This is a genomic window from Vandammella animalimorsus, assembly GCF_002285285.1.
Lineage (GTDB): Bacteria > Pseudomonadota > Gammaproteobacteria > Burkholderiales > Burkholderiaceae_C > Lampropedia > Lampropedia animalimorsus.
In genome coordinates this window covers 75,846-102,625 of sequence record NZ_NSJF01000008.1, presented here as the reverse complement: position 1 = coordinate 102,625, position 26,780 = coordinate 75,846, and the positions used below count along the sequence as shown (strand labels likewise).

At 65.5% G+C, this 26,780-nt stretch carries 26 protein-coding genes and 1 pseudogene; 10 read left to right on the top strand and 17 right to left on the bottom strand.

Annotated elements, in window-relative coordinates:
* A pseudogene (locus CK620_RS13005) lies at positions 1 to 308 on the top strand (4-hydroxy-2-oxovalerate aldolase); the annotation flags it as partial.
* Between the two features lie 44 nt (positions 309 to 352).
* On the opposite strand, the gene CK620_RS13000 reads toward CK620_RS13005, so the two are convergent.
* From CK620_RS13000 to CK620_RS12960, 9 genes are all read right to left on the bottom strand, one after another.
* Entirely contained in the window at positions 353 to 1,354 is a 1,002-nt protein-coding gene (locus CK620_RS13000; RefSeq protein ID WP_420894229.1) for an LLM class flavin-dependent oxidoreductase, read from the bottom strand.
* Between the two features lie 242 nt (positions 1,355 to 1,596).
* A complete protein-coding gene (tldD, locus tag CK620_RS12995) occupies positions 1,597 to 3,144 on the bottom strand; it encodes a metalloprotease TldD (protein WP_095550660.1) in 1,548 nt (515 codons plus the stop codon).
* Positions 3,145 to 3,367: 223 nt separating this feature from the next.
* Complete coding sequence (gene rsfS / locus CK620_RS12990) at positions 3,368 to 4,102, bottom strand: ribosome silencing factor (protein ID WP_095550659.1); 735 nt, start codon at positions 4,100 to 4,102, stop codon at positions 3,368 to 3,370.
* Between the two features lie 104 nt (positions 4,103 to 4,206).
* Positions 4,207 to 5,154, bottom strand: coding sequence for an oxygen-dependent coproporphyrinogen oxidase (gene hemF, locus CK620_RS12985; protein ID WP_095550658.1), 948 nt, complete (start codon positions 5,152 to 5,154; stop codon positions 4,207 to 4,209).
* A 128-nt stretch (positions 5,155 to 5,282) separates the two neighbouring features.
* A complete protein-coding gene (locus CK620_RS12980) occupies positions 5,283 to 6,536 on the bottom strand; it encodes an ATP-binding protein (protein ID WP_095550657.1) in 1,254 nt (417 codons plus the stop codon).
* 68 nt (positions 6,537 to 6,604) lie between these two features.
* Positions 6,605 to 7,327: a response regulator gene (locus CK620_RS12975; RefSeq protein ID WP_095550656.1), complete on the bottom strand. Its 723-nt coding sequence runs from the start codon at positions 7,325 to 7,327 to the stop codon at positions 6,605 to 6,607.
* 120 nt (positions 7,328 to 7,447) lie between these two features.
* Positions 7,448 to 8,263 (bottom strand): prolipoprotein diacylglyceryl transferase, encoded by an 816-nt coding sequence (lgt, locus tag CK620_RS12970; protein WP_095550655.1) that lies wholly within the window; start codon positions 8,261 to 8,263, stop codon positions 7,448 to 7,450.
* 188 nt (positions 8,264 to 8,451) lie between these two features.
* Positions 8,452 to 9,312 carry a protease HtpX gene (gene htpX / locus CK620_RS12965; RefSeq protein WP_095550654.1) on the bottom strand — a complete coding sequence of 287 codons (861 nt, stop codon included), beginning with the start codon at positions 9,310 to 9,312 and terminating at the stop codon, positions 8,452 to 8,454.
* A 109-nt stretch (positions 9,313 to 9,421) separates the two neighbouring features.
* On the bottom strand, positions 9,422 to 10,393 hold the full coding sequence (locus CK620_RS12960) for a DUF3025 domain-containing protein (RefSeq protein WP_179290658.1): 972 nt from the start codon (positions 10,391 to 10,393) through the stop codon (positions 9,422 to 9,424).
* 89 nt (positions 10,394 to 10,482) lie between these two features.
* Between CK620_RS12960 and CK620_RS12955 the strand changes: the two genes are divergently transcribed.
* The gene (locus CK620_RS12955; RefSeq protein ID WP_095550652.1) at positions 10,483 to 11,355 is read left to right on the top strand and encodes an acyl-CoA thioesterase; all 873 of its coding nucleotides are present in this window, start codon (positions 10,483 to 10,485) and stop codon (positions 11,353 to 11,355) included.
* Between the two features lie 91 nt (positions 11,356 to 11,446).
* On the opposite strand, the gene CK620_RS12950 is transcribed toward CK620_RS12955, so the two are convergent.
* From CK620_RS12950 to CK620_RS12925, 7 genes are all read right to left on the bottom strand, one after another.
* A complete protein-coding gene (locus tag CK620_RS12950) occupies positions 11,447 to 11,863 on the bottom strand; it encodes a roadblock/LC7 domain-containing protein (protein WP_238946137.1) in 417 nt (138 codons plus the stop codon).
* 85 nt (positions 11,864 to 11,948) lie between these two features.
* The gene (locus tag CK620_RS12945; protein WP_095539892.1) at positions 11,949 to 12,350 is read right to left on the bottom strand and encodes a hypothetical protein; all 402 of its coding nucleotides are present in this window, start codon (positions 12,348 to 12,350) and stop codon (positions 11,949 to 11,951) included.
* Positions 12,351 to 12,454: 104 nt separating this feature from the next.
* Positions 12,455 to 13,786 carry a phosphatase domain-containing protein gene (locus tag CK620_RS12940; protein ID WP_095550651.1) on the bottom strand — a complete coding sequence of 444 codons (1,332 nt, stop codon included), beginning with the start codon at positions 13,784 to 13,786 and terminating at the stop codon, positions 12,455 to 12,457.
* Between the two features lie 4 nt (positions 13,787 to 13,790).
* Positions 13,791 to 14,399, bottom strand: coding sequence for a GTP-binding protein (locus CK620_RS12935; protein WP_124855659.1), 609 nt, complete (start codon positions 14,397 to 14,399; stop codon positions 13,791 to 13,793).
* 75 nt (positions 14,400 to 14,474) lie between these two features.
* Positions 14,475 to 14,900, bottom strand: a complete 426-nt coding sequence (locus CK620_RS12930) for a hypothetical protein (RefSeq protein WP_095550649.1) — start codon at positions 14,898 to 14,900, stop codon at positions 14,475 to 14,477.
* Positions 14,897 to 15,055, bottom strand: a complete 159-nt coding sequence (locus CK620_RS14145) for a hypothetical protein (protein WP_179290657.1) — start codon at positions 15,053 to 15,055, stop codon at positions 14,897 to 14,899. Before CK620_RS14145 ends, CK620_RS12930 begins: the two co-directional genes overlap by 4 nt.
* Positions 15,056 to 15,355: 300 nt before the next feature.
* Entirely contained in the window at positions 15,356 to 16,477 is a 1,122-nt protein-coding gene (locus tag CK620_RS12925) for a 3-deoxy-7-phosphoheptulonate synthase (protein ID WP_095550648.1), read from the bottom strand.
* A 337-nt stretch (positions 16,478 to 16,814) separates the two neighbouring features.
* On the opposite strand from CK620_RS12925, the gene ypfJ reads away from it, so the two are divergent.
* The 8 genes from ypfJ (at position 16,815) to ampD (ending at position 24,490) form a co-directional block, all read left to right on the top strand.
* Complete coding sequence (gene ypfJ, locus CK620_RS12920; RefSeq protein ID WP_095550647.1) at positions 16,815 to 17,663, top strand: KPN_02809 family neutral zinc metallopeptidase; 849 nt, start codon at positions 16,815 to 16,817, stop codon at positions 17,661 to 17,663.
* Positions 17,664 to 17,701: 38 nt separating this feature from the next.
* Complete coding sequence (locus CK620_RS12915; protein ID WP_095550646.1) at positions 17,702 to 18,484, top strand: lysophospholipid acyltransferase family protein; 783 nt, start codon at positions 17,702 to 17,704, stop codon at positions 18,482 to 18,484.
* Entirely contained in the window at positions 18,481 to 19,422 is a 942-nt protein-coding gene (locus tag CK620_RS12910) for a phosphatidate cytidylyltransferase (RefSeq protein ID WP_095550645.1), read from the top strand. The genes CK620_RS12915 and CK620_RS12910 overlap by 4 nt, the downstream gene beginning before the upstream one ends.
* An 11-nt stretch (positions 19,423 to 19,433) precedes the next feature.
* Positions 19,434 to 19,688: a cysteine-rich CWC family protein gene (locus tag CK620_RS12905; RefSeq protein WP_238946136.1), complete on the top strand. Its 255-nt coding sequence runs from the start codon at positions 19,434 to 19,436 to the stop codon at positions 19,686 to 19,688.
* Positions 19,685 to 20,020, top strand: coding sequence for a thioredoxin family protein (locus CK620_RS12900; RefSeq protein ID WP_095550644.1), 336 nt, complete (start codon positions 19,685 to 19,687; stop codon positions 20,018 to 20,020). The genes CK620_RS12905 and CK620_RS12900 overlap by 4 nt, the downstream gene beginning before the upstream one ends.
* Positions 20,021 to 20,201: 181 nt before the next feature.
* Entirely contained in the window at positions 20,202 to 21,848 is a 1,647-nt protein-coding gene (locus tag CK620_RS12895; RefSeq protein ID WP_420894228.1) for an acyl-CoA synthetase, read from the top strand.
* A gap of 30 nt (positions 21,849 to 21,878) precedes the next feature.
* Complete coding sequence (locus tag CK620_RS12890) at positions 21,879 to 23,798, top strand: sigma 54-interacting transcriptional regulator (RefSeq protein ID WP_238946135.1); 1,920 nt, start codon at positions 21,879 to 21,881, stop codon at positions 23,796 to 23,798.
* A 95-nt stretch (positions 23,799 to 23,893) separates the two neighbouring features.
* Entirely contained in the window at positions 23,894 to 24,490 is a 597-nt protein-coding gene (gene ampD, locus CK620_RS12880; protein ID WP_095550643.1) for a 1,6-anhydro-N-acetylmuramyl-L-alanine amidase AmpD, read from the top strand.
* Positions 24,491 to 24,564: 74 nt separating this feature from the next.
* Here ampD and CK620_RS12875 read toward each other — a convergent pair whose 3' ends face one another.
* A complete protein-coding gene (locus CK620_RS12875; RefSeq protein WP_238946134.1) occupies positions 24,565 to 26,574 on the bottom strand; it encodes a BCCT family transporter in 2,010 nt (669 codons plus the stop codon).
* Positions 26,575 to 26,780 lie beyond the last annotated feature (206 nt).

Here is a 26,780-nt window from a genome sequence, read left to right as displayed (position 1 = left end):
TCGATCGCATGGGCCTGAACCATGGCTGTGACGTGCGCGGCCTCATTGATGCCGCCGAGGATCTGGTGCGCCCGCTGCAACGCCGCCCAGTGCGGGTGGACCGCGAAACTCTGGCCCTGGGATATGCTGGCGTGTATTCCAGCTTTCTGCTGCACAGCGAGGCCGCCGCCAAAAAATATGGCCTCAACGCCTTTGACATCCTGGTCGAACTGGGCCGCCGCGGCATGGTTGGCGGACAGGAGGACATGATCGTCGATGTGGCACTGGATATGCTCAAACGTGGATCGGATGGCGCATCTAAGCCATAGAGCATGGCGACGATTCTGGCCTGTACAAGACTATGAGTTGAAACCTAAGGCGCTGCGGTAACTGCGGCCCAGGCGGCAGCGGTGATGTCCAGCGATTGCAGGCGCGTCTCCAGCTCAAAGGTGTCGGTCACCAGCATGAACTCATCGGCCTGCGTGGCTGCGGCCAGGGCCTGCAGGCCCTGCTGCACGGTTTGCGGGCCGCCGATCAGGCCAATGGCCAGAAAGTCGCGGATAGCCTGGCGGGCGCGCTCGTCGAGCTGCTCCATGAAGCCTTGCACGGGCGGCTGCATCAGGCCGCGCTGGTTGGTGAGAATGCCCAGGATGCGCTGATAGGTGCTGCTGGCCAGGTATTCGGCCTGGGCGTCGCTGGCGGCGGCCACCACTGGCACGCCGATCATGGCGTAGGGCCGCTGCAGTGCTGGCGACGGACGGAAGGTACTGCGGTACAGCTGCAGCGCCTGGTGCAGCAGGCGCGGCGCGAAGTGCGAGGCAAAGGCGTAGGGCAGGCCCAGCTGCCCGGCCAGCTGAGCCGAAAACAGGCTGGAGCCCAGCAACCAGATGGGCACATGGCTGCCGGCGCCCGGCGTGGCCACCAGCGCCTGGCCGGGGCGGGGGTCGTCAAGCAGTTGCTGCAACTGCTGCACTTCACGCGGGAAGTCGTCCTCGCTTTCCACGCGGCCACGGCGCAGGGCGCGCATGGTGGGCTGGTCGGTGCCGGGGGCGCGGCCCAGGCCCAGGTCGATGCGCCCTGGGTAGATGGCCTGCAGCGTGCCAAAAGCCTCGGCCACCACCAATGGCGCGTGGTTGGGCAGCATGATGCCGCCGGCCCCGACGCGGATGCGCGTGGTCTGACCAGCGACGTGGCCGATCAGCACCGCCGTGGCCGAGCTGGCGATGCCGGGCATGTTGTGGTGCTCGGCCATCCAGTAGCGCACAAAGCCCAGACGCTCGACGTGCTGGGCCGTGCGCACGGCGGTATCGATGGCAGCGGCAATGCTCTGGCCCTGGCGTACGGTGACCAGATCGAGCATGGACAGGCGTGGCATGGGGCTGTGACTTGGCATGGGACCTTTCTGGCTAGGTGCTCTGTTCAGAGGATTAGGGGTTGTTGAGATTGGGTTTGCGAAGCGGTTTTTCGAGACAAAAGTCGCAAATGCAAGGCGAAAACATATGCAAGGTGAAACACCTTGGCAAAACACCTCGCAAGCGTTTTCAATGCCGCAGCTGCTCGGTTTTGACCGAAAACACCGCCGCAACACTCAATCTCAACAACCCTTTGAACAGGCTCTTACACCGTGCCGCCAACGGTCAGGCCTTCGATGCGGAAGGTGGGCTGGCCCACGCCCACGGGCACGCTCTGGCCTTCCTTGCCGCACACGCCCACGCCGCTGTCCAGGCACACGTCGTTGCCGATCATGCTCACGCGCTTGAGGGCTTCAGGGCCATTGCCCACGATGGTGGCGCCCTTGACGGGGTAGAGCAGCTTGCCTTTTTCGACCCACCATGCCTGGCTGGCGCTGAAGACGAATTTGCCCGAGGTGATGTCCACCTGGCCGCCGCCGAAGTTGGTGGCGTACAGGCCGCGTTCGATGCTGGCGATGACTTCGGCGCTCTCGTAGGGGCCGCCGAGCATGTAGGTGTTGGTCATGCGCGGCATGGGGATGTGGGCGTAGCTTTCGCGCCGGCCATTGCCAGTGGGCGCAGTCTTCATCAGGCGCGCGTTCATGGCGTCTTGCAGGTAGCCCACCAGGATGCCGTCCTCAATCAGCACGTTGCGCTGCGTGGCATGGCCTTCGTCGTCGATGTTGAGCGAGCCGCGACGCTGGGCGATGGTGCCGTCGTCCAGCACGGTCACGCCCTTGGCCGCCACGCGCTGGCCGATGCGGCCGCTGAAGGCGCTGGAGCCCTTGCGGTTGAAATCGCCCTCCAGCCCGTGGCCCACGGCCTCGTGCAGCAGCACGCCGGGCCAGCCCGGGCCGAGCACCACGGTCATCTCGCCTGCGGGCGCAGGGCGGGCCTGCAGGTTGATCAGCGCGGCATCGACGGCCTTGTCCACATACTCTTGCACCAATTCGGTATCGAAATGCGCCAGGCCAAATCGACCGCCGCCGCCAGCCGTGCCGACTTCTCGGCGCTGTCCCTGCTGAGCGATGACAGTGACCGACAACCGCACCAGTGGCCGCACGTCGGCCGCCAGCGTGCCATCGGCGCGGGCGATGAGCACCACGTCCCATTCGCTGGCCAGCCCGGCCATGACTTGCACGATGCGCGGATCGCGCGCACGCGCCAATTGCTCGACCTGGCCCAGCAGCGCCACCTTTTGCTCACTGCCCAGCGTGCCGATCGGATCGAGCGCCGGATATAGCGCACGGCTGGGTGCGATGCGGCGCGCGCCCACGCGCGCGCGGGCGCCGCTGGCGCGACCGGCGCCGATGGCGCGCACCGTGGCAGCGGCGTCCATCAGCGCTGCGGGCGAGAGATCGTCGGAGTAGGCAAACGCGGTTTTTTCGCCAGAGACGGCGCGCACGCCCACGCCCTGGTCGATGCTGAAGGAGCCGGTTTTGACGATGCCTTCCTCCAGGCTCCAGCCCTCGTGGCGGGTGTACTGGAAGTACAGGTCGGCATCGTCCACCTGGCGCTGGCGGATGTGCGCCAGCGCTTCATGCAGATGGCGCTCCTGCAAGCCGTAGGGCTCCAGCAGCCATTGCTGCGCCAGCGCCAGGCGCTCTTCGGTGCAGGTCGGCTCGGGCAGGCCAGCTTGTGCAAATGGATTGGCCGCTGGGGCGGTAGGCGCGCTGGCGGCGCGCAGCGCAGGGAAGGCGGGTACAGAGTTCATGGCGCCAGATTGTAGGAGGGCTGGCGCGCCGCTGCCGAGCCCCCTGGCGCCCAGAACCTGTTCAAAATCTCGGTGCGAGTGGGCAGGAAACGGTTTGGGATGGGCAGCAAGGCCCAAAACGCAGCCATAGCCGAAGCCATGGCGAGGCTTTGTAACTCAGCAGCAGACCGCCCAAATCCGCTGCGTGCACACCGTGCAGAGATTTTGAACAGGTTCTCAGGGCTTATGCCCCAGCCTTGCGGGCAGCGGTTTTTTTCGCTGCGGCAGCGGGGCTTTTCTTGGCTGCGGCCTTGGTGGTCTTGACGGTGAGCTTCTTCACCGGAGCCTTGGCAGCGGAGGTTTTGGCCGCCGTCTTGGCAGGGGTTTTCACTGCGGTTTTTGCCGCAGTTTTGGCGGGCGCCTTGGCTGCGCTTTTCGCAGTGGTTTTTGCCGTGGTCTTTGCGGCAGTTTTTGCAGCGGTCTTGGTGGTGGTCTTTGCAGCCGTTTTTTTCACTGCGGCCTTCTTGACGGCGGTCGGGCGCTTGGCCGGGGCCTTGGCATCGGCTGCGTCTGCATCCTCAGCGGCAGTGGCGGCGGGCTGGGTCTTGGGCTTGGCCTTTTTGACCGGCTTGTCGCCCCAGATTTCTTCCAGGCGGTAGTACTGCCGGATGGCCGGCTGCATGATGTGCGCAACGATGCTGCCGCAATCGACGATGACCCATTCGCCGTTGTCCTCGCCCTCGACGCGCGGCTTGTCGAAGCCGGCTTCGCGCACCTTGTCGCGCACGCTGGCCGCCAGCGCCTTGGTCTGGCGCGAGGAAGTGGCGGTGGCGACGATGACGCGCTCGAACAGGGGCGAGAGGTGCGCCGTGTCGAACACCTGGATGTCCTGCGCCTTGATGTCTTCCAGGCCATCGACGATGGCGGCCTGCAGCTTGCTCAGGTGGCGTTTGGCGGTGGTCTCACTGAGGATTTTCATGCGGTGTGCGGTGTGCGAATCAATGCGGTCAAGAGCCCCTGGGCAAAGCCCGGCGCGCCAGTGTACCGCAGCCCCCTTTGCTGCGTCTGTTCCGGGGCGGGCGTTCAGCCCTGTTCCAACCAGTCGCGGCGCACGAGGAATTTCTGCGTCAGCTCGGCCTCGGGCGAGCCGGGCTCGAAGCGCTGCTGATAGGCCCAGCTGGCCAGTGGCGGCATGGACAGCAAAATGGATTCGGTGCGCCCGCCCGATTGCAGGCCGAAGTGCGTGCCACGGTCGAAGACCAGGTTGAACTCCACATAGCGCCCACGGCGGTAGAGCTGGAAGGCGCGCTCGCGCTCGCCCCAGGGCTGGTGCATGCGCCGCTCGACGATGGGCAGGTAGGCCTGCAGAAAGTGCTCGCCCACGGACTGCATCAGTGCAAAGCCGCCTTCAAAGCCCAGCTCGGACAGATCGTCGTAGAAGATGCCGCCGATGCCACGCTGCTCGCCACGGTGCTTGAGGTAGAAGTACTCGTCGCACCAGGTTTTGAAGCGCGGGTATTTGTCTGCGCCAAAGGGCGCAAGGCTGGCCTGGCAAACACGGTGGAAGTGCTGCGCGTCCTCCTCATAGGCGTAATAGGGCGTCAGATCCATGCCACCGCCAAACCAGCTCACCGCCTGGCCCTGCGCTGGCAGGGCAGAGAGCATGCGCACATTCATGTGTACCGTGGGCACGTAGGGGTTGCGCGGGTGGAACACCAGCGACACGCCCAACGCCTCGAAAGGGGCGCCGGCCAGCTCGGGGCGCTTTTGCGTGGCAGATGGCGGCAGCGCCGCGCCGCGCACGTGCGAGAAGCCGCAGCCGGCGCGCTCGAACACCTGGCCGCCTTCGATGATGCAGGTGATGCCATCGCCTTGCAGCGGCTCATCGGCCGATTTCTGCCAGGGCTCGCGCACGAACTGCACGCCGCTGCCGGCTTGGTCTTCGATGTGCTGCAAGGCATCGACGATGGTTTTCTGCAGGGCGATCAGCCACGGCCGCACTTGCTGGGCCGAGGCGTTGGTGTGGGACATGGATGAAGACTCCTGAAGGCGGGCCGCGCAAGGCAGCGATGGCATGCGCACCCGGCGAAAAAAACGAAGCGTGCATTATCTTCAGCAGGCTGCAACCGTGGCCTGAACCCGAGCAAATCGCCCTGGGTTCACTTCAGCCCAACGCCTGCGGCTGGGGCGGCGGGCTGGGCCATGCGCGGCAGGGTGAGCGTGAAGCTGCTGCCGCCGCCTGCGCGCGGTGCGCAGCGCACGCTGCCGCCGTGGCGCTGCGCAATGGTCTTGACCAGCGCCAGGCCCAGGCCCACGCCGCCACTGCGTTCGCTGGCGCCGGGGGCGCGGTAGAAGGGCTCGAAGATGCGCTCGCGCAGCGCCTCGGGCACGCCCGGGCCGCGGTCGTGCACGTGGATGGCGATGTGCGCGCCTTGGTCCTGCAGCACCAGCTCGATCGCTCCCTGGCTGTAGCGACGCGCGTTTTCCAGCAGATTGCGCAATGCACGCCGCAGCAGTTTGGCGTCGCCCAGGATGTCCATGGCTGGCGCCGCGCCGCCGGTGTCGATGTCCATCTCCGCGCCGATGCGGGCGCTTTCCTCAGCGGCCAGGCCGATGAGATCCACCGTTTCGAGCGCCAGCGCCGAGTCTTCGGCCAGGTCCAGACGGCTGGCCAGCAGGATTTCGTCGATGAGCTGATCCAGCTCGGCGATGTTGCGCTGGATTTCCTGGCGCGCCGCACCCGAGGGCGGGCCGTGCTCGGCCAGCTCCAGGCCCATGCGGATGCGCGCCAGCGGCGAGCGCAGCTCGTGCGAGGCATTGGCCAGCAGCGCCTTGTGCGAGCGCACCAGGGTCTGGATACGAGCGGCGGCGGCGTTGAACTGGCCGGCCAGTTCGGCCACCTCATCCTGGCCATCGACGGGGATGCGCACGCTGAGGTCGCCCTCGCCGAATTTCTGCACGCCCAGGCGCAACGTCTCCAGGCGCTTCATCAGGTGGCGAATGATGGGGAACACGCCGATGATCACCGACAGGCCCACCAGGCCCAGCAGCCACAGGTAGCCAAAGGGCGGCAGCGCCCAGAAGGACCAGCCGTTTTGCGGCGGGCGCGGCGGGCGGTCGTTGCGCGGCGCGAAACTGGCAATGTATTCACGCCCTTGCTCTGTGGTGATGCCGAGCTTGAAGCCCGGCTCGTCACTGGGGATGAAGACCGAAACGCCACGGATGGGCGGCTCGCTGCGGTCCACGCGGCTGATCACCACTTCGCGCGGCACGATCACGCGCGCCTGTTCGCGGCGCTCCTCAGCCACGCGCCAGCCCCAGCCCACGGCCAGCATGAGCACGGCCACGCAGCCGACCACGGCCAGCCAGATGCGCAGGTACATGCGCTGGGAAAAGGGGTTGCGAAGCGCCATGGGATAGTGCGAAAACCTGTGCTGGATAACGGAGGCACCGGCCGCGACGGCCAGTGATGCGCGGCAGCTCAGTCCTGCTGCTTGGCAAACACGTAGCCCACGCCGCGCACGGTGAGGATGCGGCGCGGGTTCTTCAGGTCGCTCTCGATGGCGGCGCGAATGCGGCCGATGTGCACGTCGATGGAACGGTCGAAGGCTTCGAGCTCGCGGCCGCGCACGGCCTCCATGATTTGGTCGCGCGTGAGCACGCGCCCGGCGCGCTCGGCCAGCGTCACCAACAGGTCGAACTGGTAGGAGGTCAGCTCCACGGGCTGCGCAGCAATCGTCACCGTGCGCGCGCTGCGGTCGATCTCCAACGAGCCAAAGCGCATGGTCTCAGGCACAGTCTGCTGCACAGTGCCAGCCTGGCGGCGGCGCAGCAGGGCGCGGATGCGCGCCAGCAGCTCGCGTGGCTCGAAAGGCTTGGGCAGGTAATCGTCGGCGCCAATCTCCAGGCCGATGACGCGATCCATGGGGTCGCCCTTGGCCGTGAGCATCAGCACGGGCAGCTGCGCGGTCGCGCCAGGCAAGGCGCGCAGCCTGCGGCAAACCTCCAGCCCGTCCATGTCAGGCAACATCAAATCCAGAACCACCAGCTCGGGCGCTGGCCCCGCGCCGCGCCCCTGCAGGGCGGCCAGGCCGGTGTGGGCATCGGGCGCGTGCTCGACACGGTAGCCCGATTGGGCCAAATACTCCGACACCATGGCCGCCAGGCGCGCATCGTCTTCGATCATCAAAACAGGGGTGGTCATGGCAGGTGATCTTGCAGTCAGTGGACGGTGACACAGCCAGGCACTATCGCCCGGCTTGCCGCGCAGCGTTTGTCCTGCGGGTAAAGGCCGCGTAAAGCCGGCCTGAGCCAAAGCGCGCCCTCAGTGCGCCTGCGCGCGCCGCCCGGCCCAGATCCACACGCCCGCACCGGCGGCAATCATCGGCACGCACAGCCATTGGCCCATGCTCATGCCCAGCGGCAGCAGCCCCAGGAAGGCATCGGGCTCGCGGAAGAACTCGGCCACGAAGCGCAGGCTGCCATAGCCCATCAGGAACAGCGCCGCCACCCGGCCCTGGGCATGCTTCTTGCGGGCGAACAGCCACAGAATCACGAACAGCAACACCCCTTCGAGCAGGAACTGGTACAGCTGCGAGGGATGGCGCGGCTGCATGCTGCCGCTGTGCGGAAACACCATGCCCCAGGGCAGATCGGGCGAGGCCAGCCGCCCCCAGAGCTCGCCATTGATGAAATTGCCGATGCGCCCAGCGGCAAAGCCCAACGGCACGCAGGGCGCGACGAAATCGGCCACCTGCCAGAACGGCCGCCGGCGCGTCACGGCAAACCACACCATGGCCACGATAGAGCCCAGCAGCGCGCCGTGAAAGGCCATACCGCCCTTGTTGATCAGCGGGATCTCCAGCGGGTGGGCCAGGTAATAGCCCGGCTTGTAGAACAGCACGTAGCCCAAGCGGCCGCCGATGATGATGCACAGCACGCCGATGAAGAGCAAATCCTCCACATCGCGCACCTGCCACTGGCCCTGCTGCACCAGCTGCGCATACGGCGGGTGCCGCAGCCGCAGGCGGCCCAGCACGACAAACAGCACAAAGCCCACCAGATAAGTCAGCCCGTACCAGTGCACGGACAGGGGCCCGATGGAAAACGCAACAGGGTCGATGTTTGGATAGGTCAGCATGGCGTAGCGCAATCAGTGCGCGCCGCAGGGGCGGCGCAGCACGCATCCTAAAGGAAGGCCGGCACGCCCAGCGCCAAACAGCACAAGGCCCGCTGGCCCAATGCACGTGGCTGGGGCAGCGGGCCTTGTTGGTCAGGGGCTGCCAGCGCCGAACGACTCGGCAGCCCCATGAAGGCATCACTGAAGCATCACTGGAGTTTTTGCAGCGCCATGATGCGCTCCTCCAACGGCGGGTGCGAGCTGAACAGCTTGCCCATGGCGCCGGAGATGCCCATCGACGCCAACCCCTTGGGCAAATCCTGCGTGTTGATATTGCCCAGCCGCGCCAGCGCGCGCTGCATTGACACCGGCTGGCCCATCATTTGCGCCGCGCCCGCATCGGCGCGGAACTCACGCCGGCGGCTGAACCAGGCCACGATGATCGCCGCCAGCACGCCCAGCAGCGCATCCATGACGAACACCGTCAGGTAGTAGCCCGGCCCCATGCCTGCCTGGCCGCCGCGCTCATTGCCGCGCTGCAAAAAGGCATCGACCAGCGCGCCCACCACCCGCGAGATGTAGATCACAAAGGTGTTCATCACGCCCTGGATCAGCGCCATCGTCACCATGTCGCCATTGGCCACGTGAGCCACCTCATGGCCGATGACGGCCTCGACCTCCTCGTGCGTCATGCTTTGCAACAGCCCGGTGGAAACGGCCACCAGCGCCGCATCGCGGCGCGCGCCCGTGGCAAAGGCATTGGCAGGCCCATCGTAAATGCCCACGTCCGGCATTTGAATGCCAGCCTTGTCGGCAAAGCGGCGCACGGTCTCGACGATCCAGGCCTCGTCACGGTTGCTGGGCTCATTGATCAGGCGCACGCCCATGCCGCGAATGGCCATGGTCTTGGACAGCATCAGCGAGATCAACGAACCGCCAAAGCCCATGACCAGGGCCATGACCAACAGGCCAGCCTGGCTGCCGCGATCCAGCCCGAGCAGGCTGGTCACCACCCCCAGCACCAGCACAACGGCCAGGTTGGTGGCAACAAAAAGAAGAATGCGCTGCATGGTGGGGAACCTCCTTGGTCAAAATGGCCACGGCGCCTGCGCGCCATGCGAACACTGGCAGATGGTGGCATGCCAGCGGTTTTCAAGTAGGCCCAGGATCACCGTCTGGTCACCACCTGGGCGGGCGGAAGACCTGGGGATCTTCATAGAAGACGCGCTGGGCGTTGGCGGGCCACCAGCCGGGCAGGCCCAGCACGGGCAGCGGCGTCAGCGGCTTGTGCGCCAGGGCCTCGGGTTGCAGGGCCTCGCTCAGGGCCTGGTCCCAGGCGGCCAGCAAGGGGGCTGGGCATTGGGGCAGCTCGCAGGCTGCGGGCTCGGGAGCGGCTTGGACAGCCTGGCCGGGCGCCATGGCCGGGCCCAGCGCGGCCTGCCATGCGGCAGCCAGCGGCGCGTTGCTGGCCAGCGGCAATGTCAGCACATGGGCGCACAGGGGCTTGCGCGGGGTGCACAGTTGCTCCAGCAGCGCGTGGCCAAAAAGTACGAGAAAGGCCTGCCGCCACAGTGGGCGCAAGGTCCAGAACAGGGCCAGCCAATCGCGCGCCAGCAGGGCTTGCCACAGAGGCTCAGGGGCCAGCAACAGCGCGCCGTTTTCGTCGAACAGGGTGCAGGCATCGCGCACCGGGCCGCGCCGGCCCTGGATGCCGTGCTGGCGGATTTGCTCGGCCTGGATGGCGTTCAGGCGCGCCTTGCTGCGCGGAAAGTGCAGCCAGATCAGGCCGTTGAAGAAGTCGTGCACGTGATCGCGCGTGGGCACGGCCCAGTGGGCGTGAATAAAGGCTTCGTAGCTGGTGCCAGCGGGCAATTGCTGCTGTGCGACGAAGCGCGGCACGCCCAGGCGGCCGGGCACATGGCCCATGCCAGCGTCCGCGCCTGAAGCCGTGGCCACGAGTTCGGGGTGAGCCACTTGGTTGAGCGCTTGATGCACGGGCTGGCCTTGCACGAGCACAGCCTGGGTCAGCGGTAAGCCATACGGCTGGGCGAAGGGGGCAAGCCAGGGCTGGGCCCAATCCAGCCGTTGCAGCGCAGCGCAACCAGGCCGGGCCAGCAAGGCAGGGGACTGTGCGGGCGTTTCATTCGACATGGGCGACATTGTCGCCGGCTCTGCACTGCGGGCTTTCTGGATAATGCGCCTGCAGGGTGCGCTGTTGCACCATCTCAAAGTTTCCCCTCATGGCATCCGACATTGACACCACTCTCCCCAACGACGCGCAGCGGCGCCAGGCATTGGCGCAGTTGATTGCGCAATTGCAGCTTGAGCAGCTGGAAAAGCGCTTGTTTCGCGGCCTGAGCAACGACATTGGCGCGCCAGCCGTATTCGGCGGCCAGGTGCTGGGTCAGGCGCTGATGGCGGCAGCGCGCACGGTGCAGACGCACCGGCTGCATTCGCTGCATGGCTACTTCTTGTTGCCCGGCGATAAGCAGGCGCCCATCGTCTACGAGGTCGATCCGGTGCGTGATGGCCAGGGCTTTACTTCGCGCCGGGTAGTGGGCGTGCAGCACGGGCGCGCCATCTTCCACATGTCGGCCTCGTTTCAGCGCGAGGAGCCCGGCGCCGACCACCAAAGCCCGATGCCCGCTGCGCCTGCGCCACAGGAGACGCGCCCGCACCATCCACCAGTCAGTGTGCTGGAGCGGCCGTTCGAGATTCGCTTTGTCGATCCGCGCACAACCAAGGCGCATGGACCGCTGCCGCCGACTAACCAAGTCTGGCTGCGTACCTGTGCGCCCGTGCCAGACGATCCGTTGATCCATCAAGCGCTGCTGGCCTATATCTCGGACTTCAGCTTGCTGGGCGTGGCCCTGCGACCGCATGGTCTGCACTTTGGCATGCCCGGGCTCAAGACGGTGAGCCTGGATCACGCCATGTGGTTTCACCGCCCATTCCGCTGCGACGAATGGCTGCTCTACGACATGGATTCGCCTTCGGCCAGCGGCGCACGCGGCTTTGCGCGTGGCGCGCTGTACAACCAGCAGGGGCAGTTGGTGGCCTCCGTGGCCCAGGAAGGCCTGATGCGCTATCGGCCACCTGCCACGCAGGATTGAGGCATGGCGGCGGGCAACTGGCCTGCTGCATGCCAAAAGCACAACGGCCCGCATCTGCGGGCCGTAGCGATGCAAGAGGCAAAACGCCCCCTCAACCGCCCAGTTCCGCCAGGCGCATGGCAGCTTTACGGGCATCCAGCAGGATCCGACCCAGGTTGGCACTGCTCTCCGCCGAGAGAGTCAGCGCGCGGCCCGTACCAGCTTCGATCAACAGCATGATGCCGCTGCTGCCGCCCAGAATGATCTGCTTGAGGTCGCCCACGTCGATTTCCTTGGTGGCGCGCCGCGACAGGGCCAGCAACGAGGCACACATGGCGCCGATGCGGTCGGCATTGACGTTGGCCTCGGTGGCTGCGGCCAAGACGAAGCCGTCGAATGACACCCACGCCGTCAGCTCGATTTGTGCCGAACCTGCACGAAGCTCGCGCAAGATGCTTCGCGCCTGCGATTGCATTACTGGTGACAGCATGGTGAGAAAAACGAAATAAGCGCAAACGGCCAGCGCCATCGGATCTGATGGTTTCAGTTGGCTCTGGCCTGCAGCCACCGAAACCAGCGCACACTGCATACAGCGCGCGCCGCAGGGATTTTGCTTACAGCGAGGACTCGATCAAGGGCATTGCCATGCGGGCCTTGGTCAGCACCATGCCCAGGTTGGCGCCCTTGCGGCACACGAAGGTAGCCACTTGCGATTGGTTTTTGCCGCGCAGGAAGACGTGCAGCAAGTTATCGCTGTTGACGATGATTTCCTGGAAGTAGTGACGGCCATCTTCCTGCACGCCACGCACGCGGCGGAAGATTTTCTCGATGGCCTGCACGTTCGGCCCTTGGAACAGGTCGGCCGTAGCGGCAGCGAGCAGGTCAATCACTTCCTGAGCATGGGAGTCGACGGTCTTGATCGCCAACAGCATGCCGGAGTCCAGATCCACATAGCCTGCGGCAACGCAATCGGGGATGGAGGTGACGGCTTTCTCAAGGCTGGAATCCAGGGACATCGTAGGGACCTTTCACGATCAAGTAAGAATAAATATTGTTACATCAGTAACGCGTTCGAACGAAGCCGCGATTGTAAGGAAATTCTGTTTGGCGCGCAGCGTTTTTATGTAAACGTCACGTTTCTGCGGATGAATTGCTCAAACGCCGACAGAAACACCTCTTGCGAGGCCGATTGGATCCAGCCTGGATCAATGCGGCGCATGGCTTTGACCGAGTCCTCGCCACTCCATTGGCCTTTGGCACGCCACATCAAATACAGCGCCAGCACCGTTCCAGTGCGCCCCTGGCCGGCCTTGCAGTGCACGGCCACGCAACGGCCCTGGGCCATTTGCTTGTCCAGCAGCGCACACAAGTCCACGGCCTGCGCCAAAGTCGGCGGGGTCATATCCGGGATGGGCATGAACAAACAGTCGATGCCAAACTCTGCAGCCAGCTCCCGGTCAAAGGGGGTTTCAGTCAGATTCAGCAATGTGTCGATGCCTGCGCCTTGCAGGCCGGCCAGATCCTGACGCGCCTCACGCAGCAGGCCGGGGATGGACACGCCGGCAAGGCGGTCGGGCACCACCCAGCGGAACCTGGCCGGCAGCAAGGGGTTGATCTTGCCGTTGCGCGGCACGCGGCCTGCGCTGAGGGTTTCGATGGTTTCCTCAATCAGGCAGGCCGTCAGTGCGGATTCGCCATCGCCGCTCTCACTGCGCTCGGGCAGCGTGCCATTGGCCAGGTAGTGCTGCCCTGCTGCCGTACGTGGCGCAGCGAAGAATTGCCCGGCAGGCCCTGCTTCCACGACTCGGCCATTGCCCAGCAGCACCACATGCTGCGCCAGCGCCCTGGCCTGTTGCACGTGATGAGTGATGATGACGATGGCGCGCGTTTGCGCCAAGCGCGTGATGAGCGCCACGACGCGCATTGCATCAGCATCTGACAGGCCTGCAGTGGGCTCATCGAGCATGAGCAAATCCGAAGCGCGCTGCGCCGCGCGCAAAATGCAAAACAGCACCCACTCCACGTCACTGAGCTCGGCCACACTGGCAAACAACCGTGTCAGCAGATCTACTTCTTGCAGCTGCGCAAACAGCTCGCGCAGCGATTGCATGACGCTGGCGGCGCTCTCGGCTTGGCCATCCACGAAGAACTGCAACCCTGTCATGCCCGAAGGGCGCTGGGCCTTTTGCTGCACCCGCATGCGCAGCAGGGGCGCGTGCGAGACATTGCCCTGCTGGTAACTGGCGCGCCAGCTGCCTTCCTGCAGCTGGCGCTCTTGCGTTTGACTGAAGGCGTCAATGCAGCGCATCAAAGTGGATTTGCCCGTGCCCGATGGGCCCAGCAAGGCCGTGCAGCCACGCACTGGCAGCGTGACATCGATGCCGTGCAGCACCTGTTTATCGCCATACCAGGCATCCAGGCCCGTCAATTGCATCAATACCGTGGCGGCCATGGCCTCATGCCCTCACTTGCAAAGTGCTCATGCGCTCATGCAGAACGGATTCGGGATAGGCGTGGAACGACTCCAGCAACGCTGCCATGACCACCATCAGCAAGGCCACATCGCGCTGCTCTCGCGCATCGCACCACATGACGGGGGGCTGGCAAATGCTGCAGGTACAGCTATTGCGCTGGCTGAAAAAGCGCCGGTACTCATCCAGATTACGGCGCTCATCGGCCTCGGCATGGGTCACGGCAACGATCAGCGGCGCATCGCCATGGGGCTTTTGCGCGCGGATGGCATCCAGGTAGGTGGTCAAGTCATCAAAACGCTCTGCCCGGGTATGGTCCACGAACAACACCGCGCCCTTGGCCTGCTCCAGCAGGATTTCCCACATGAAGTCGAAGCGATCCTGGCCCGGCGCGCCGTACAGGCGCAGGCGGTCACCGCTGCCCAACTCCATAACCCCCATGTCCATGGCCACGGTGGTCGTGTCCTTCAGGGCCAGGGTATCCTCATCAGTGGGCTTGACATCGGTGTCCACCACTTCGATGTCGCTGATGGCGCGAATGGCCGTCGTCTTGCCCGAGCCCACCGAACCTAATACCGCAATATTCCAATCCATAGTTTTTCATCCAGAGCGCGTATTACGCCATATTGGCCCCGCCACCGCTCATCGGCCGCAGGGCGGTGGGCATCATCAAGACAAAAGCTTTTTCCAGAGCCGCTTGAGAAAGGAGCCCGCTGGCGTCGGCATGGCCGGCGGCGCAGCATCTTCTTGCACCACTGCGGCATCGGGCGGAACATCTCCAGCGTCGGAGAGAATCTCGCCCACGGTCTGAATCTGGGCCTTCAATGCATCGCGCCCTGTCTGGAATACATCCACACAGCCTGACTCCTGCAGCTGGCGCAGGACTTTTTCCACCTTATGACTGGGCATGTCCACCGAGCGATGCACCAAAAAACCCACAGTCGGCTTGCGCGCCAGCAGCGCACAAATGCGCGCGATGTCGCCTACGCGAACCAAATCGTATTCCTTGGAAAAATCAGGCCATTGCTTGAGGTACAACAGCTTGGAGCGGATGTCCTCTTGCGTTTCATGGCTTGAAGGATTTGGACTTGTCATTTCATTGAACTATTGATCGAAAGCGGGCCTAGGCACACCGGGGAAACTCTTTGCGCCACAGCGATCTGCGCACCAGAGCCACCAGCGGCAAAGCCTTTCTTCTTTTCAGGCACTGCCCCTTCAGCTTGCGCATGCGCGAGCAAAGCTTTGACCATGGCCCATCAACCATCAAAAGCCCGGCTGAGCGAGCATACCGCCGCGACACACTGAAAAAGCATCGACGGCCTCCAGGCAATCCCCAATGGCAACAAGCCGCTGGCGCACACAGGCAAGCCCATTCGGCGCCAGCCTATTGTGCTGTGCAGCATTTTCCAAACCCGCCATTATCGCCCTGTTTTCAGGCCAGGAAATCATCGCCCGCGCCAAGCACGCCCGCATGGCCACAAAAGCCCGGGGCTGGTTCGTAGCTGCTGACTCAGGCCTGATGCAGGCCATCAAGGTTTTGAAACGAACGTTCAGCTCTTGCGGCGCTGCTGCACCGCATCGGCCAGGCGCTGCAGGATTTGCGTGGATTCATCCCAACCCACGCAGGCATCGGTGATGCTCTTGCCATACTCCAGCTGCTGCGGATCGTCCACGCCGGGGGTGAATTTCTGCGCACCGGGCTGCAGGTTGCTCTCGATCATCACACCAAAAATGGCCCGCGAGCCACCGGCAATCTGTTGGGCGATGTCGCTGGCCACCGTCATTTGCAGCTCGTGCTTTTTGCTGCTGTTGGCGTGCGAGCAGTCCACCATCAGCGATGGCGGCAGATTGGCCTTCTCCAGATCGGCGCAGGCCGCCTGCACGTCTTGCGCCTGGTAATTGGGCGTCTTGCCGCCGCGCAAAATAACGTGGCAATCGTCATTGCCCTCGGTGGTGACGATGGCCACCTGGCCAGTCTTATGCACCGAGAGGAAATGGTGCGGGCGGCTGGCAGACATGATGGCGTCCGTGGCAATGCGGATGTTGCCGTCGGTGCCGTTCTTGAAGCCAATGGGCGCAGACAGGCCGCTGGCCAGCTCGCGGTGTACCTGGCTTTCGGTGGTGCGCGCGCCGATGGCGCCCCAGGCAATCAAATCGCCGATGTACTGCGGGGAAATCACGTCCAGGAACTCACTGCCTGCGGGCAGGCCAATGCGATTGATGTCGATCAGCAACTGGCGCGCAATGCGCAGCCCTTCGTCGATGCGGTAGCTCTGATCCATGTAGGGGTCATTGATCAGGCCCTTCCAGCCCACCGTGGTGCGCGGCTTCTCGAAATACACGCGCATGACGATCTCCAGACGATCGTGCAGCTGCTCGCGCAGCGGCTTGAGGCGCCGTGCGTATTCAAGGGCTGCCTCCGGGTCGTGAATGCTGCACGGGCCGATGACCACCAGCAGGCGATCGTCCTTGCCGTGCATGATGTGGCGGATGCGCTGGCGCGTCTGCAGTACCTGACGCTCCACCGGGCTGCCCTGAATGGGGAAGAAACGAATCAAATGCTCTGGTGGCGGCAACACTGTGATTTCCCGAATGCGCTGGTTGTCTGTCTGACTGGTTTTCTCGACAGCGCCTGGCCAAGCTGCGGTGCCTTGTGTTGCGATAGCGTTCATGGGAGCCCCCGTAATGGTCGGATAGTCAAAAAAAGAAAAAGAACAGCAAGAGAAAAACGCACAACGCCATGCCAGAAAAAAACCGCCGGAGCTTCTGGGCTGCGGCGGTTTTTAGAGCTTGGGCGCTTTACAGGTTTGCGACTGGGCCTCTCATCCGCCTTGGACAGAGAAATAAAAGCCAAAAAATGCAAACCAAGTGGTGTATGCCATAGCGGCGCAATGTAGCACAGATTTCCAGGCCGCCCCGGTGGGGTCAAGGATTTGCCCTGATGCATGCTTTGCCGCCGACGCTACACTGCCCGCCATATTTTTTGACTGGACTGGGAGTACACACACCATGCGTTGGGAAGGCAATCGGCAATCGCGCAACGTGGAAGATCGGCGCGGCGCAGGCGGACGGCGCGGCGGCGGCCTCAATCTGGGCATCGGCTCGATCATCGTCGCCGTCGTCGCCGGCTGGATTTTTGGCGTCAACCCTTTGACGATCCTGGGCCTGATGCAGGGCCTGCCCAGCCCACAGGTGCAGCAAGCGCCCGCACCCGCGCCAGGGCCAGACGACCGCTCCAGCCAGTTTGCCAAGGTCGTGCTGGCCGACACCGAAGATGTCTGGAACAGCATTTACCGCAATTATCAGGAGCCGCGCATGGTGCTGTTTCGCGGCGCCACGCCCACCAGCTGTGGCATGGGCCAATCGGCCACAGGGCCGTTTTATTGCCCGGCCGATCAGACCATCTACCTGGATTTGAGCTTCTTTGACGAGCTCAAGCATCGCCTGGGTGCACCGGGCGAGTTTGCCCAGGCCTACGTGATTGCGCACGAAGTGGGCCACCACCTGCAGCGCCTGCAAGGCACGACGCACAAGCTCGAGCGGCTGCGCGGCCAGATCAGCCAGGCTGAGTACAACCAATTGAGCGTACGCCTGGAGCTGCAGGCCGACTGCTATGCCGGCGTCTGGGGCCACCATGCCGACCGCCAACGCCAGATCCTGGAAAAGGGCGACATCGAGGCCGCCATGAACGCCGCCGCGCGCATTGGCGATGATGCACTGCAGCGCGGCGCTGGCCGCGTCGTGCGACCCGAGAGCTTTACCCACGGCACCAGCGCACAACGCCAGCGCTGGTTCCATATCGGCCTGAAGACGGGCGACCCCAACGCCTGCGACACTTTCAACGCCCAGCAGCTGTAACCCCAGCCCACCTTGTGTGGGAGAGAGCGAGCTTTCACATGAGCATCTTGGCCCGCTTCAGCGCCGCCGCCATCTCCGGCGCGGCCAAGGCGTTGACCGGTGCGCGCAGCCTGTGGCTGGGTTGCGCTCCCGTGCCGCAGCAACGCATTTACTACGCCAACCACACCAGCCACAGCGACTTCGTGCTGCTGTGGGCCTCGCTGCCGCCACTGCTGCGCAAGCGCACCCGGCCCGTGGCCGGGGCCGATTACTGGCTGCAGGGGCGGCTGCGCCGCTACATCATCAACCAGGTGTTCCAGGGCGTGCTGGTCGAGCGCAACGGCAACGGCGCAGGCCATGGCGCAGCGGCTGCGCCGGCCGAAGCCGACGCCGGTGCGGGGGCCGCCGACGCTGCGCCCCGGCCCGATGCGCTGCAGCCGCTCAAGGCCGCGCTGGAGGCGGGCGATTCGCTGATTCTTTTTCCCGAAGGCACGCGCAACATGGGCGAGGGCCTGCTGCCCTTCAAAAGCGGGCTCTACCACTTGGCCCGGGCCTACCCGGAGGTGGAGATCGTGCCCGTCTGGCTGGGCAACCTCAATCGCGTCATGCCCAAAGGCGCGCTGATTCCACTGCCGCTGCTGTGCACAGTGCATTTCGGCACACCAGTGCAGCTGCTGCCCGGTGAGGAAAAACAGGACTTTCTGCTGCGGGCCCGCCAGGCCCTGCTGCACCTGGCCAGCGGCGAAAGCGCCGACGAGCCCTACAGCCCAGGGCCGGCGCTGGCCGCAGAGCCAACCCCGACCACGGGCCCAGCGCCCGCGCCCAGGGAGGGTCAGCCATGAGCCGTGAGACCTTCTTGCTCTCCGCCCTGGTGCTGGGCCTGATGCTGCTGGCCTCGGCCGTGGGCTTTGCACTCAAGCTGCGCGCGGGCTGGCAGCCGCATGCGGTGATCGATAACCTCAACGCCCGCATCAAGGCCTGGTGGGTCATGATCCTGGTGCTGGGCCTGGCATTTGCGCTGGGGCGCGTGGCCGTGGTGCTGCTGTTCCTGGGCATTTCGTTCTATGCGCTGCGCGAGTTCATCACGCTCACGCCCACGCGCCGCGCGGACTACTTTGCGCTTCTGGCGGCCTTCTACGTGGCCCTGCCACTGCAGTACTTCTTCATCCTCACGGGCTGGTACGGCATGATGGCCATTTTCCTGCCTGTGTACGGCTTTTTGCTGCTGCCGATCTTTGCCGCGCTCGGCGGCGACACCACGCGCTTTCTGGAGCGCGCCTCCAGCGTGCAATGGGGCGTGATGATCGCGATCTACTGCATCTCTGCCGTGCCTGCGCTGCTGCTCATCAGCATCCCCGGCTACGAAGGGCGCAACCTGCTGCTGATCGCCTGGCTGGTGCTGGTGGTGCAGGGCTCGGACATCCTGCAATACGTCTGCGGCAAGCTGCTGGGCCGGCGCAAGATCGCCCCGGCGCTGTCGCCATCCAAGACCGTGGAAGGCTTCGCAGGCGGCGTGCTGCTGGCCTCGCTGCTGGGCGCGGCCCTGCACTGGATCACGCCCTTTGGCCCGGTGCATGCGCTGCTGATGGCGCTGGTCGTCACCCTGCTGGGCTTTGCCGGCGGTCTGGTCATGTCGGCCATCAAGCGCGATCGCGGCGTCAAGGACTGGGGCCACATGATCGAAGGCCACGGCGGCATGCTCGATCGGCTGGATTCCATTTGCTTTGCGGCCCCGATTTTCTTCCACCTGGTGCGCTACATCTGGGGCGTGCCCGTTTGAGCCCGCGCCCCGTGCTGCCCACCCCGCCCGCCAGCCCCGCCGGCCGTTGCCCCCTGTGCGGCGCGCCCAATGGCTGCGCCATGATGGCGCCCCGGCACGGCGCCGCGCCTGCGGCCAGCCAGCCCTTTGATTGCTGGTGCCTGCACACCCACATCGCACCCGCTGCACTGGCCCGCGCCCAGCAGGCCCAGCCCCAGCAATGCCTGTGCCGCGCCTGCGCCACGGGCCATCAGTCACAAGCCATCAGCCACAAGGAGACCCCATGAGCCAGGACTACCAACCCGAGACCATGACCCGCGCCCAGGCCGAGCAACTGCCCGGTACGGTGTTGCTGGATTTCGGCGCCAACTGGTGCAGCATCTGCAACGCCGCGCGCCCCCATGTGGAGGCAGCGCTGGCCGATCACCCACAGGTGCGCCACATCCGCATCGAGGACGGCAAGGGCCGCCCGCTGGGGCGGGAGTTTGGCGTCAAGCTCTGGCCCTCGCTGTTCCTGCTGCGCGATGGGCATGTGCAGGCGCAGCTGGTGCGCCCTGAATCGACCGAAGCCGTGCGCGCCGCACTGGCTGCAGCGCTGCCCGGCTCGCCCGGCGCCTGAGATCAGGGCCTGCCGGGGTTTTCCCGCAGCTGCGACCACCCCCGTGTTCCTGCCAATTGCCAAGCGCTGCGCGGCACAGTACAAGCCTGTGTCGCCGCGCGGCGCGCCTGGCCTGCCATGTCGGCATGCGACAGAGGTTCGCGCCAACACTTCCATCATCAAGAAAGACCTGTACACCATCATGAGCGCCTACGACCAACACCTGGACCGCAACGCTGCCAACTTCTCTGCCATCACCCCGCTGGACTACATCCGCCGCAGCGCCGAGGTTTATCCCGGCCGACTGGCCGTGGTGCATGGCGAAATTCGCCGCAACTGGCGCGAGACCTATGCGCGCTGCCGCCAGCTCGCCAGCGCATTGCAGCAAGCAGGCATTGGCAAGAACGACACGGTGGCCGTGATCCTGCCCAATACCCCGCCGATGGTGGAGGCGCACTTTGGCGTGCCCATGGCCGGGGGCGTGCTCAACACGCTCAACACCCGACTGGATCCTGAAACCATCGCCTTCATGCTCGACCACGGCGAGGCCAAGGCGCTGATCGTCGATCCCGAGTTCGCCCAGCTGATCCACAAGGCCCTGCCGCTGCGCAAGAGCGAGCACCTCAAGACCATCATCACCGTGCAGGACGCGCTTTACGGCCCCGCGCCCGTGCAGCTCGACGGCGCGATCGACTATGAGGACTTCATCGCCCGTGGCGACCCCGAGTTCGACTGGCAGCGCCCGGCCGACGAGTGGGACGCCATCGCCCTGAACTACACCAGCGGCACCACCGGCGACCCCAAGGGCGTGGTCTATCACCACCGCGGCGCGGCGCTCAACGCGGTATCGGCCATCCTTGAATGGGACATGCCCAAGCACCCGGTCTATCTGTGGACGCTGCCCATGTTCCACTGCAACGGCTGGTGCTTCCCCTGGGCCGTGGCAGCGCGCGCGGGCGTGAACGTCTGCCTGCGCCGCGTCGATCCGGCCGCCATCTTCGATGCCATGCGCGAGCACGGCGTGACGCACTACTGCGGCGCGCCCATCGTGCACGGCATGCTGGTCAACGCCCCGGCCTCCATGAAGGCGGGCCTGCCCAGCGGTGTCAAGGCCATGGTCGCAGGCGCCGCGCCACCGGCCTCGATGATCGAAGGCATGGAAGAAATGGGCTTTGACCTCACCCACGTCTATGGCCTGACCGAGGTGTATGGCCCGGCCACCGTCTGCGCCAAACACGACGACTGGCAAACCCTGGACATCGGCGAACGCGCCCAGCTCAACGCGCGCCAGGGCGTGCGCTACCACCTGGAGCAGGACGCCTGCGTGCTCGACCCCGACACCATGCAGCCCGTGCCCTGGGACGGCGAAACCATGGGCGAGATCATGTTCCGCGGCAACATCGCCATGAAGGGCTATCTGAAAAATCCGCAGGCCACGCAAAAGGCCTTTGCCGGCGGCTGGTTCCACTCCGGCGACCTGGCCGTGCAGTACCCCGACGGCTACATCAAGATCAAGGATCGCAGCAAGGACATCATCATCTCCGGCGGCGAGAACATCTCCTCCATCGAGGTCGAGGACGCGCTCTACCGCCACCCTGCCGTGCTGGCCGCCGCCGTGGTCGCCAAGCCCGACCCGAAATGGGGCGAAACGCCCTGCGCCTTCGTCGAACTCAAGGAAGGCGCCACCACCACGGTGGAGGACATCGTGGCGCACTGCAAGAAGCACCTGGCGGGCTTCAAGGTGCCCAAGGCCGTGGTCTTTGGCCCGCTGCCCAAGACCAGCACCGGCAAGATCCAAAAGTTCGAGCTGCGCAAGCAGGTGGGCTCGGCCCAGGCCATCGACGTGTGAGCCCGCAGGCACACGCCGCATAATCGGGCCATGCCCGAGAAGAACGCCTCCATCCTGGTCATCGACGACGAGCCCGATCTGCGCCTGCTCTACGAGCTGACGCTGATGCGCGAGGGCTACCAGGTCGAGTCGGCCGAAACCGTCGCCCAGGCGCGCGAGAAGCTGCAGCGGCACTTCGACGTGGTGCTCACCGACATGCGCCTGCCCGATGGGCTGGGCATGGAGATCCTGCTGGAACTACAAGCGGCCGGCCGGCCCGAGCGCTGCATCGTCGTCACCGCCTACGGCTCGGCCGAGAACGCCGTGGAGGCGCTGCGCGCCGGCGCCTTCGACTATCTGGCCAAGCCGGTGGAGCTCAAACAGCTGCGCACTGTGGTGGCCTCGGCCGTGCAGGGGCTGCCGGGCAAGCCCTCCGCGCTGGAGGCAGTCGCCACGCACGCTGCGCAGCAAGCCCCTGAGCCCGAGCCAGAATGCGATGAGGCCGAGCCCGAGCAGACCGGCAGCCTCACACAGGCGGCAGACGCGCGCCCAGCCACACCGACAACGACTGCTGCATCCAGCCCCAGGAAGCGCAAAACCCCCGCCAAGCAGGAAGCCGACGATGACCCCGGCGCAGCCGCACTGGCCGACCTGGTGGGCCAATCGCCCATCATGCAAGCCGTCAAGGAGCGCATCGGCAAAGTCGCGCGCAGCATGGCGCCCGTGCACATCCATGGCGAATCGGGCACGGGCAAGGAGCTGGTGGCGCGCGCCCTGCACGCCAACAGCCAGCGCGCCGGCGGGCCGCTGGTGGCCGTCAACTGCGGAGCCATTCCGGAAAACCTGCTCGAGGCCGAGTTCTTCGGCGCCAAAAAAGGCTCCTACACCGGCGCCACGCACGACCGCGCTGGCTTCTTCCAGGCCGCCAAGGGCGGCACGCTGTTTCTCGACGAAATCGGCGACCTGCCACTGGCCATGCAGACCAAGCTGCTGCGCGCCATCCAGGAGCGCAGCGTGCGCCCGCTGGGCGCCACGCAAGAAGAAGTCGTGGATGTGCGCCTGGTCAGCGCCACGCACCGCGATCTGGCCCAGGAGGTCGAGCAGGGGCGTTTTCGCCAGGATTTGTACTACCGCCTCAACGTCATCGAAGTGCGCATCCCGCCGCTGCGCGAGCGCCGCGAAGACCTGCCCGCACTGGTCGAGGCGCTGCTGGCGCGCCTGGCGCGCGATTCGGGCTTCGAACACGTCGAAGCCTCGCCGGCCTTCATGGCCGCCGTATTGCGCCGCCCCTTCCCCGGCAATGTGCGCGAGCTGGAAAACCTGCTGCACCGCGCCATGGCCCTGAGCGAGGACGGCATCCTGCGCCCCGAATACATCGACGACGCCAGCAGCCTGACCCACGCCAGCGCTGCGCCGCTGCAGGCCGCACCTGATCACGCACCCAATCACACGCCAACGGGCACAGCGCCCCTGGCCGCCCCTGTGGCTGCGCCTGCAGCCATGCCCGCAGCCCCGGCTGTCGTGGCCCCTGTCGCCATCCCTGCCGTCGCGCCTGCGCCGCCAGTGGCCGAGCCGCCACCGCCGCCGCCCGCACCTGCGCCACCGCCTGCCAGCTTCCACTCCGGCGCAGCGCCCTGGATGCAATACCAGGCCCAGTTCGCCATGCCCAGTCTGGGCCTGCCCACAGGCAGTGGCGCTGCGCCCGCACCGGCGCCCAACGCCAGCCCCGCACCGGCAGCTCACACCAGTCAAACCAGCAGCGCCAGCGCGGGCGGCGCCACCGTCGAGCCTCTGCCCAGCGATTTGCAAGCCTGGCTGGATGAGCAGGAGCGCGCCGTACTCATCCGCGCCCTGCAGGCGGCGCGCTACAACCGCACCGCCGCCGCCGCCATGTTGGGGTTGAACCTGCGCCAGATCCGCTACCGCATCGAACGCCTGAACATCCCCACCGAGCCGGACGCGCGAGCCTGAAAACCTGCGCCGAGCGCTGCGGCGCGCGCTCCCCGGCGCTGGATGCAATACGCGCGCAGTGCGCACCGCCCCCGCGACCATCTCCGCCACGCCCCATGCCACAGCAGCCTCCCATCAACGACACCGCTCAAACCCAAGACTGGCAGGGTGGCCGCTACCTGCCTGCGCAATGGATCGCCTCGCCCAATTGCGATGCCCGCCCCGACGCCGCCCAGATCGACCTGATCGTGCTGCACTCCATCAGCCTGCCGCCGGGCGTGTTCGAAGGCCAGGCCGTGCAGCAGCTGTTCACCAACACCCTGGACTGGGATGCGCACCCCTACTTCCAGGGCATTCGCGGGCTGCGCGTTTCGGCGCACTTCTTCATCCGCCGCGATGGCCGCCTGATCCAGTTCGTCGATGCCGACGCACGCGCCTGGCATGCCGGCCAATCCTGCTACGACGGCCGCAACGCCCGCAACGACGACTCCATCGGCATCGAGCTCGAAGGCCTGGAAGGCGGCCTGTTCACCAGCCAGCAATACCAGGCGCTGGCGCCGCTGTGCCATGCCCTGCGCGCGCGCTACCCCATCGCCCACATCGCCGGCCACGAGCACATCGCCCCAGGGCGCAAGCGCGACCCCGGCCCCGGCTTTGACTGGGCCCGGCTGCAGCAACAACTGCAATGGCCGGCCGCCATGCTCCCCACATGACAAATCGGCCTGCCACCCAAGGGCGGCAGGCCGATTGACAAGGCCCCTGCGCACCGCAGGGGCAACGCAAGCGCTCAGCGCAAGCTGTGCAGCAGGTGCATGTGCTTGTGGTACTGGTCGATGATGTCGTTGATCACGCCGTCCTTGCTCCAGCCCATGATGTCGTAGTCCTGCCCGCCCTGGCCCAGGTGTACCTCGGCGCGGTAGTACTGCGGCGCATCGGCGTCGGCGGGGCTGGCATCGCCCTGCACGAAAGCCGGCTGCGCGTGGGCGGTGGCGACGACGCGGTAGGTGAAGTCGATCTCGCTGCCGTGGTTGGTGGTCAACAGCACCTGGCCGGGCGCGGGCTGGCTGACCTGCGCCTGCACGCCCAGGGCGCCCAGCTCCTCGGCCACTTCGCGGCAGGCCTCGGCCACCATGCCGTCCACGAAGCGATGCACGGCCTTCTGGTCGGGGAAGTCCATGATGACGTGCAGGCGCTCGCGCCAGGCGCCGCGCGCGCGCATCATGGGCGCGGCGGTGGGCGCGGCCAGTTGCTGCACCAGCTGCTTTTGCATGTCCACGCGCAGCGCCTTGAACAGGCCATACATGGCCACCATCAGCACGGTGACAAAGGGCAGGGCGCTGGCGATGGCCATGGTCTGCAGGGCGCCCAGGCCGCCGGCCAGCAGCAGCACGATGGCCACCACGCCCGAGCCAATGGCCCAGTACAGGCGGTAGCCCAGATGGTCGCTGGTCTTGCCGTGGGCGCACAGCATGTCCATCACCAGCGCGCCGGAGTCGGCCGAGGTGACGAAGAACACCACCACCATGAACAGCGCCACGTAGATGAACAGGCTGGAGAACGGCAGCCGCTCAAGAAAAGAGAACAGCGCCAGCGACACGTCTTGCGAGACGACTTGGCCCAGCTCGGCCATGCCCTGGTTGAGAATCATGTCGATGGCCGAGTTGCCAAAGAAGCTCATCCACATGAAGGTAAAGCCCGTGGGCACCAGCAGCACGCCGATGACGAACTCGCGGATGGTGCGCCCGCGCGAGACGCGCGCGATGAACAGGCCCACGAAGGGCGCCCAGCTCAGCCACCAGCCCCAGTAGAGGATGGTCCAGCCGCCGATCCAGTCGGTCTTCTGGTAGGCGAACAGGTTGAAGGTCATGTTCACGATGTTGGAGGCGTAGTAGCCCACGTTCTGCACCAGCGCCTGCAGCAGCAGCACGGTGGAGCTGGCCAGCAGCACGAACAGCAGCAGCAGCGCCGCCAGGCCGAGGTTGAGCTCCGAGAGCAGCTTCACGCCGCGATCCAGGCCCGTGGCCACCGATACCGTGGCCAGCGCGGTGATGGCCACGATCAGCACGATCTGCGTAGTCACCGACACCGGGATCGAGGGGAATACGTGGTTCAGCCCGGCATTGACCTGCAACACGCCATAGCCCAGCGAGGTGGCCACGCCAAACAGCGTGCCGACCACGGCGAACACATCCACTGCGTGGCCGATGGGGCCATTGATCTTGTCGCCGATCAGCGGGTAGAGGGCCGAGCGCAACGTCAAAGGTAGGTTGTGACGGTAGCTGAAGAAGGCCAGGATCAGCGCCACGATGGCGTAAATGGCCCAGGCGTGCACGCCCCAGTGGAAGAAGGTCAGGCGCATCGCCTCGCGCGCGGCCTGCACCGTGCCGCCCTCGCCCAGCGGCGGGGCGAGAAAGTGCATCACCGGCTCGGCCACGCCGAAGAACATCAGGCCAATGCCCATGCCAGCGGAAAACAGCATTGCGAACCACGAGGCATTGCTGTAATCGGGCTTGGCATGGTCTGGCCCCAGGCGGATGCTGCCGTAGCGTGAAACGCCCAGATAAATGACGGCCAGCAGGATGATGGCCACCGTCAACACGTAGTACCAGCTGCCATTGGCGACGATGGCCGCCTGCACCGCTTTGAAAGCCTGGTCGGCCGCCTGCGGCGCAATGGTGGCAAAGGCAATGATGGAGACGATGATGGCCGAAGCCGTGTAGAACACGGGCCGGTTGATGGCGCTGCCGCCGCTGGCGGCAACGGACTGGGCGGGGGAAGGCGAGGCGGGATGGCTCAAAAGTGCGTTCCTTTCCTGTGTGATGGGGTCTAAAGACAGGACTGCCATGGCGAGCGCGGCCTTGGCCGCTATGCACATGCGGCGGCGCAGACCAGAGGCCCAAGTTGGCAGATGGATGGATGCAGTGCAGACCTTCCCAAGAAGCATCTCAGGAAGTGCCCTGCATGAAAACCGCCAATGTGCGGCAACAGCCGGGCGCGAAGCCT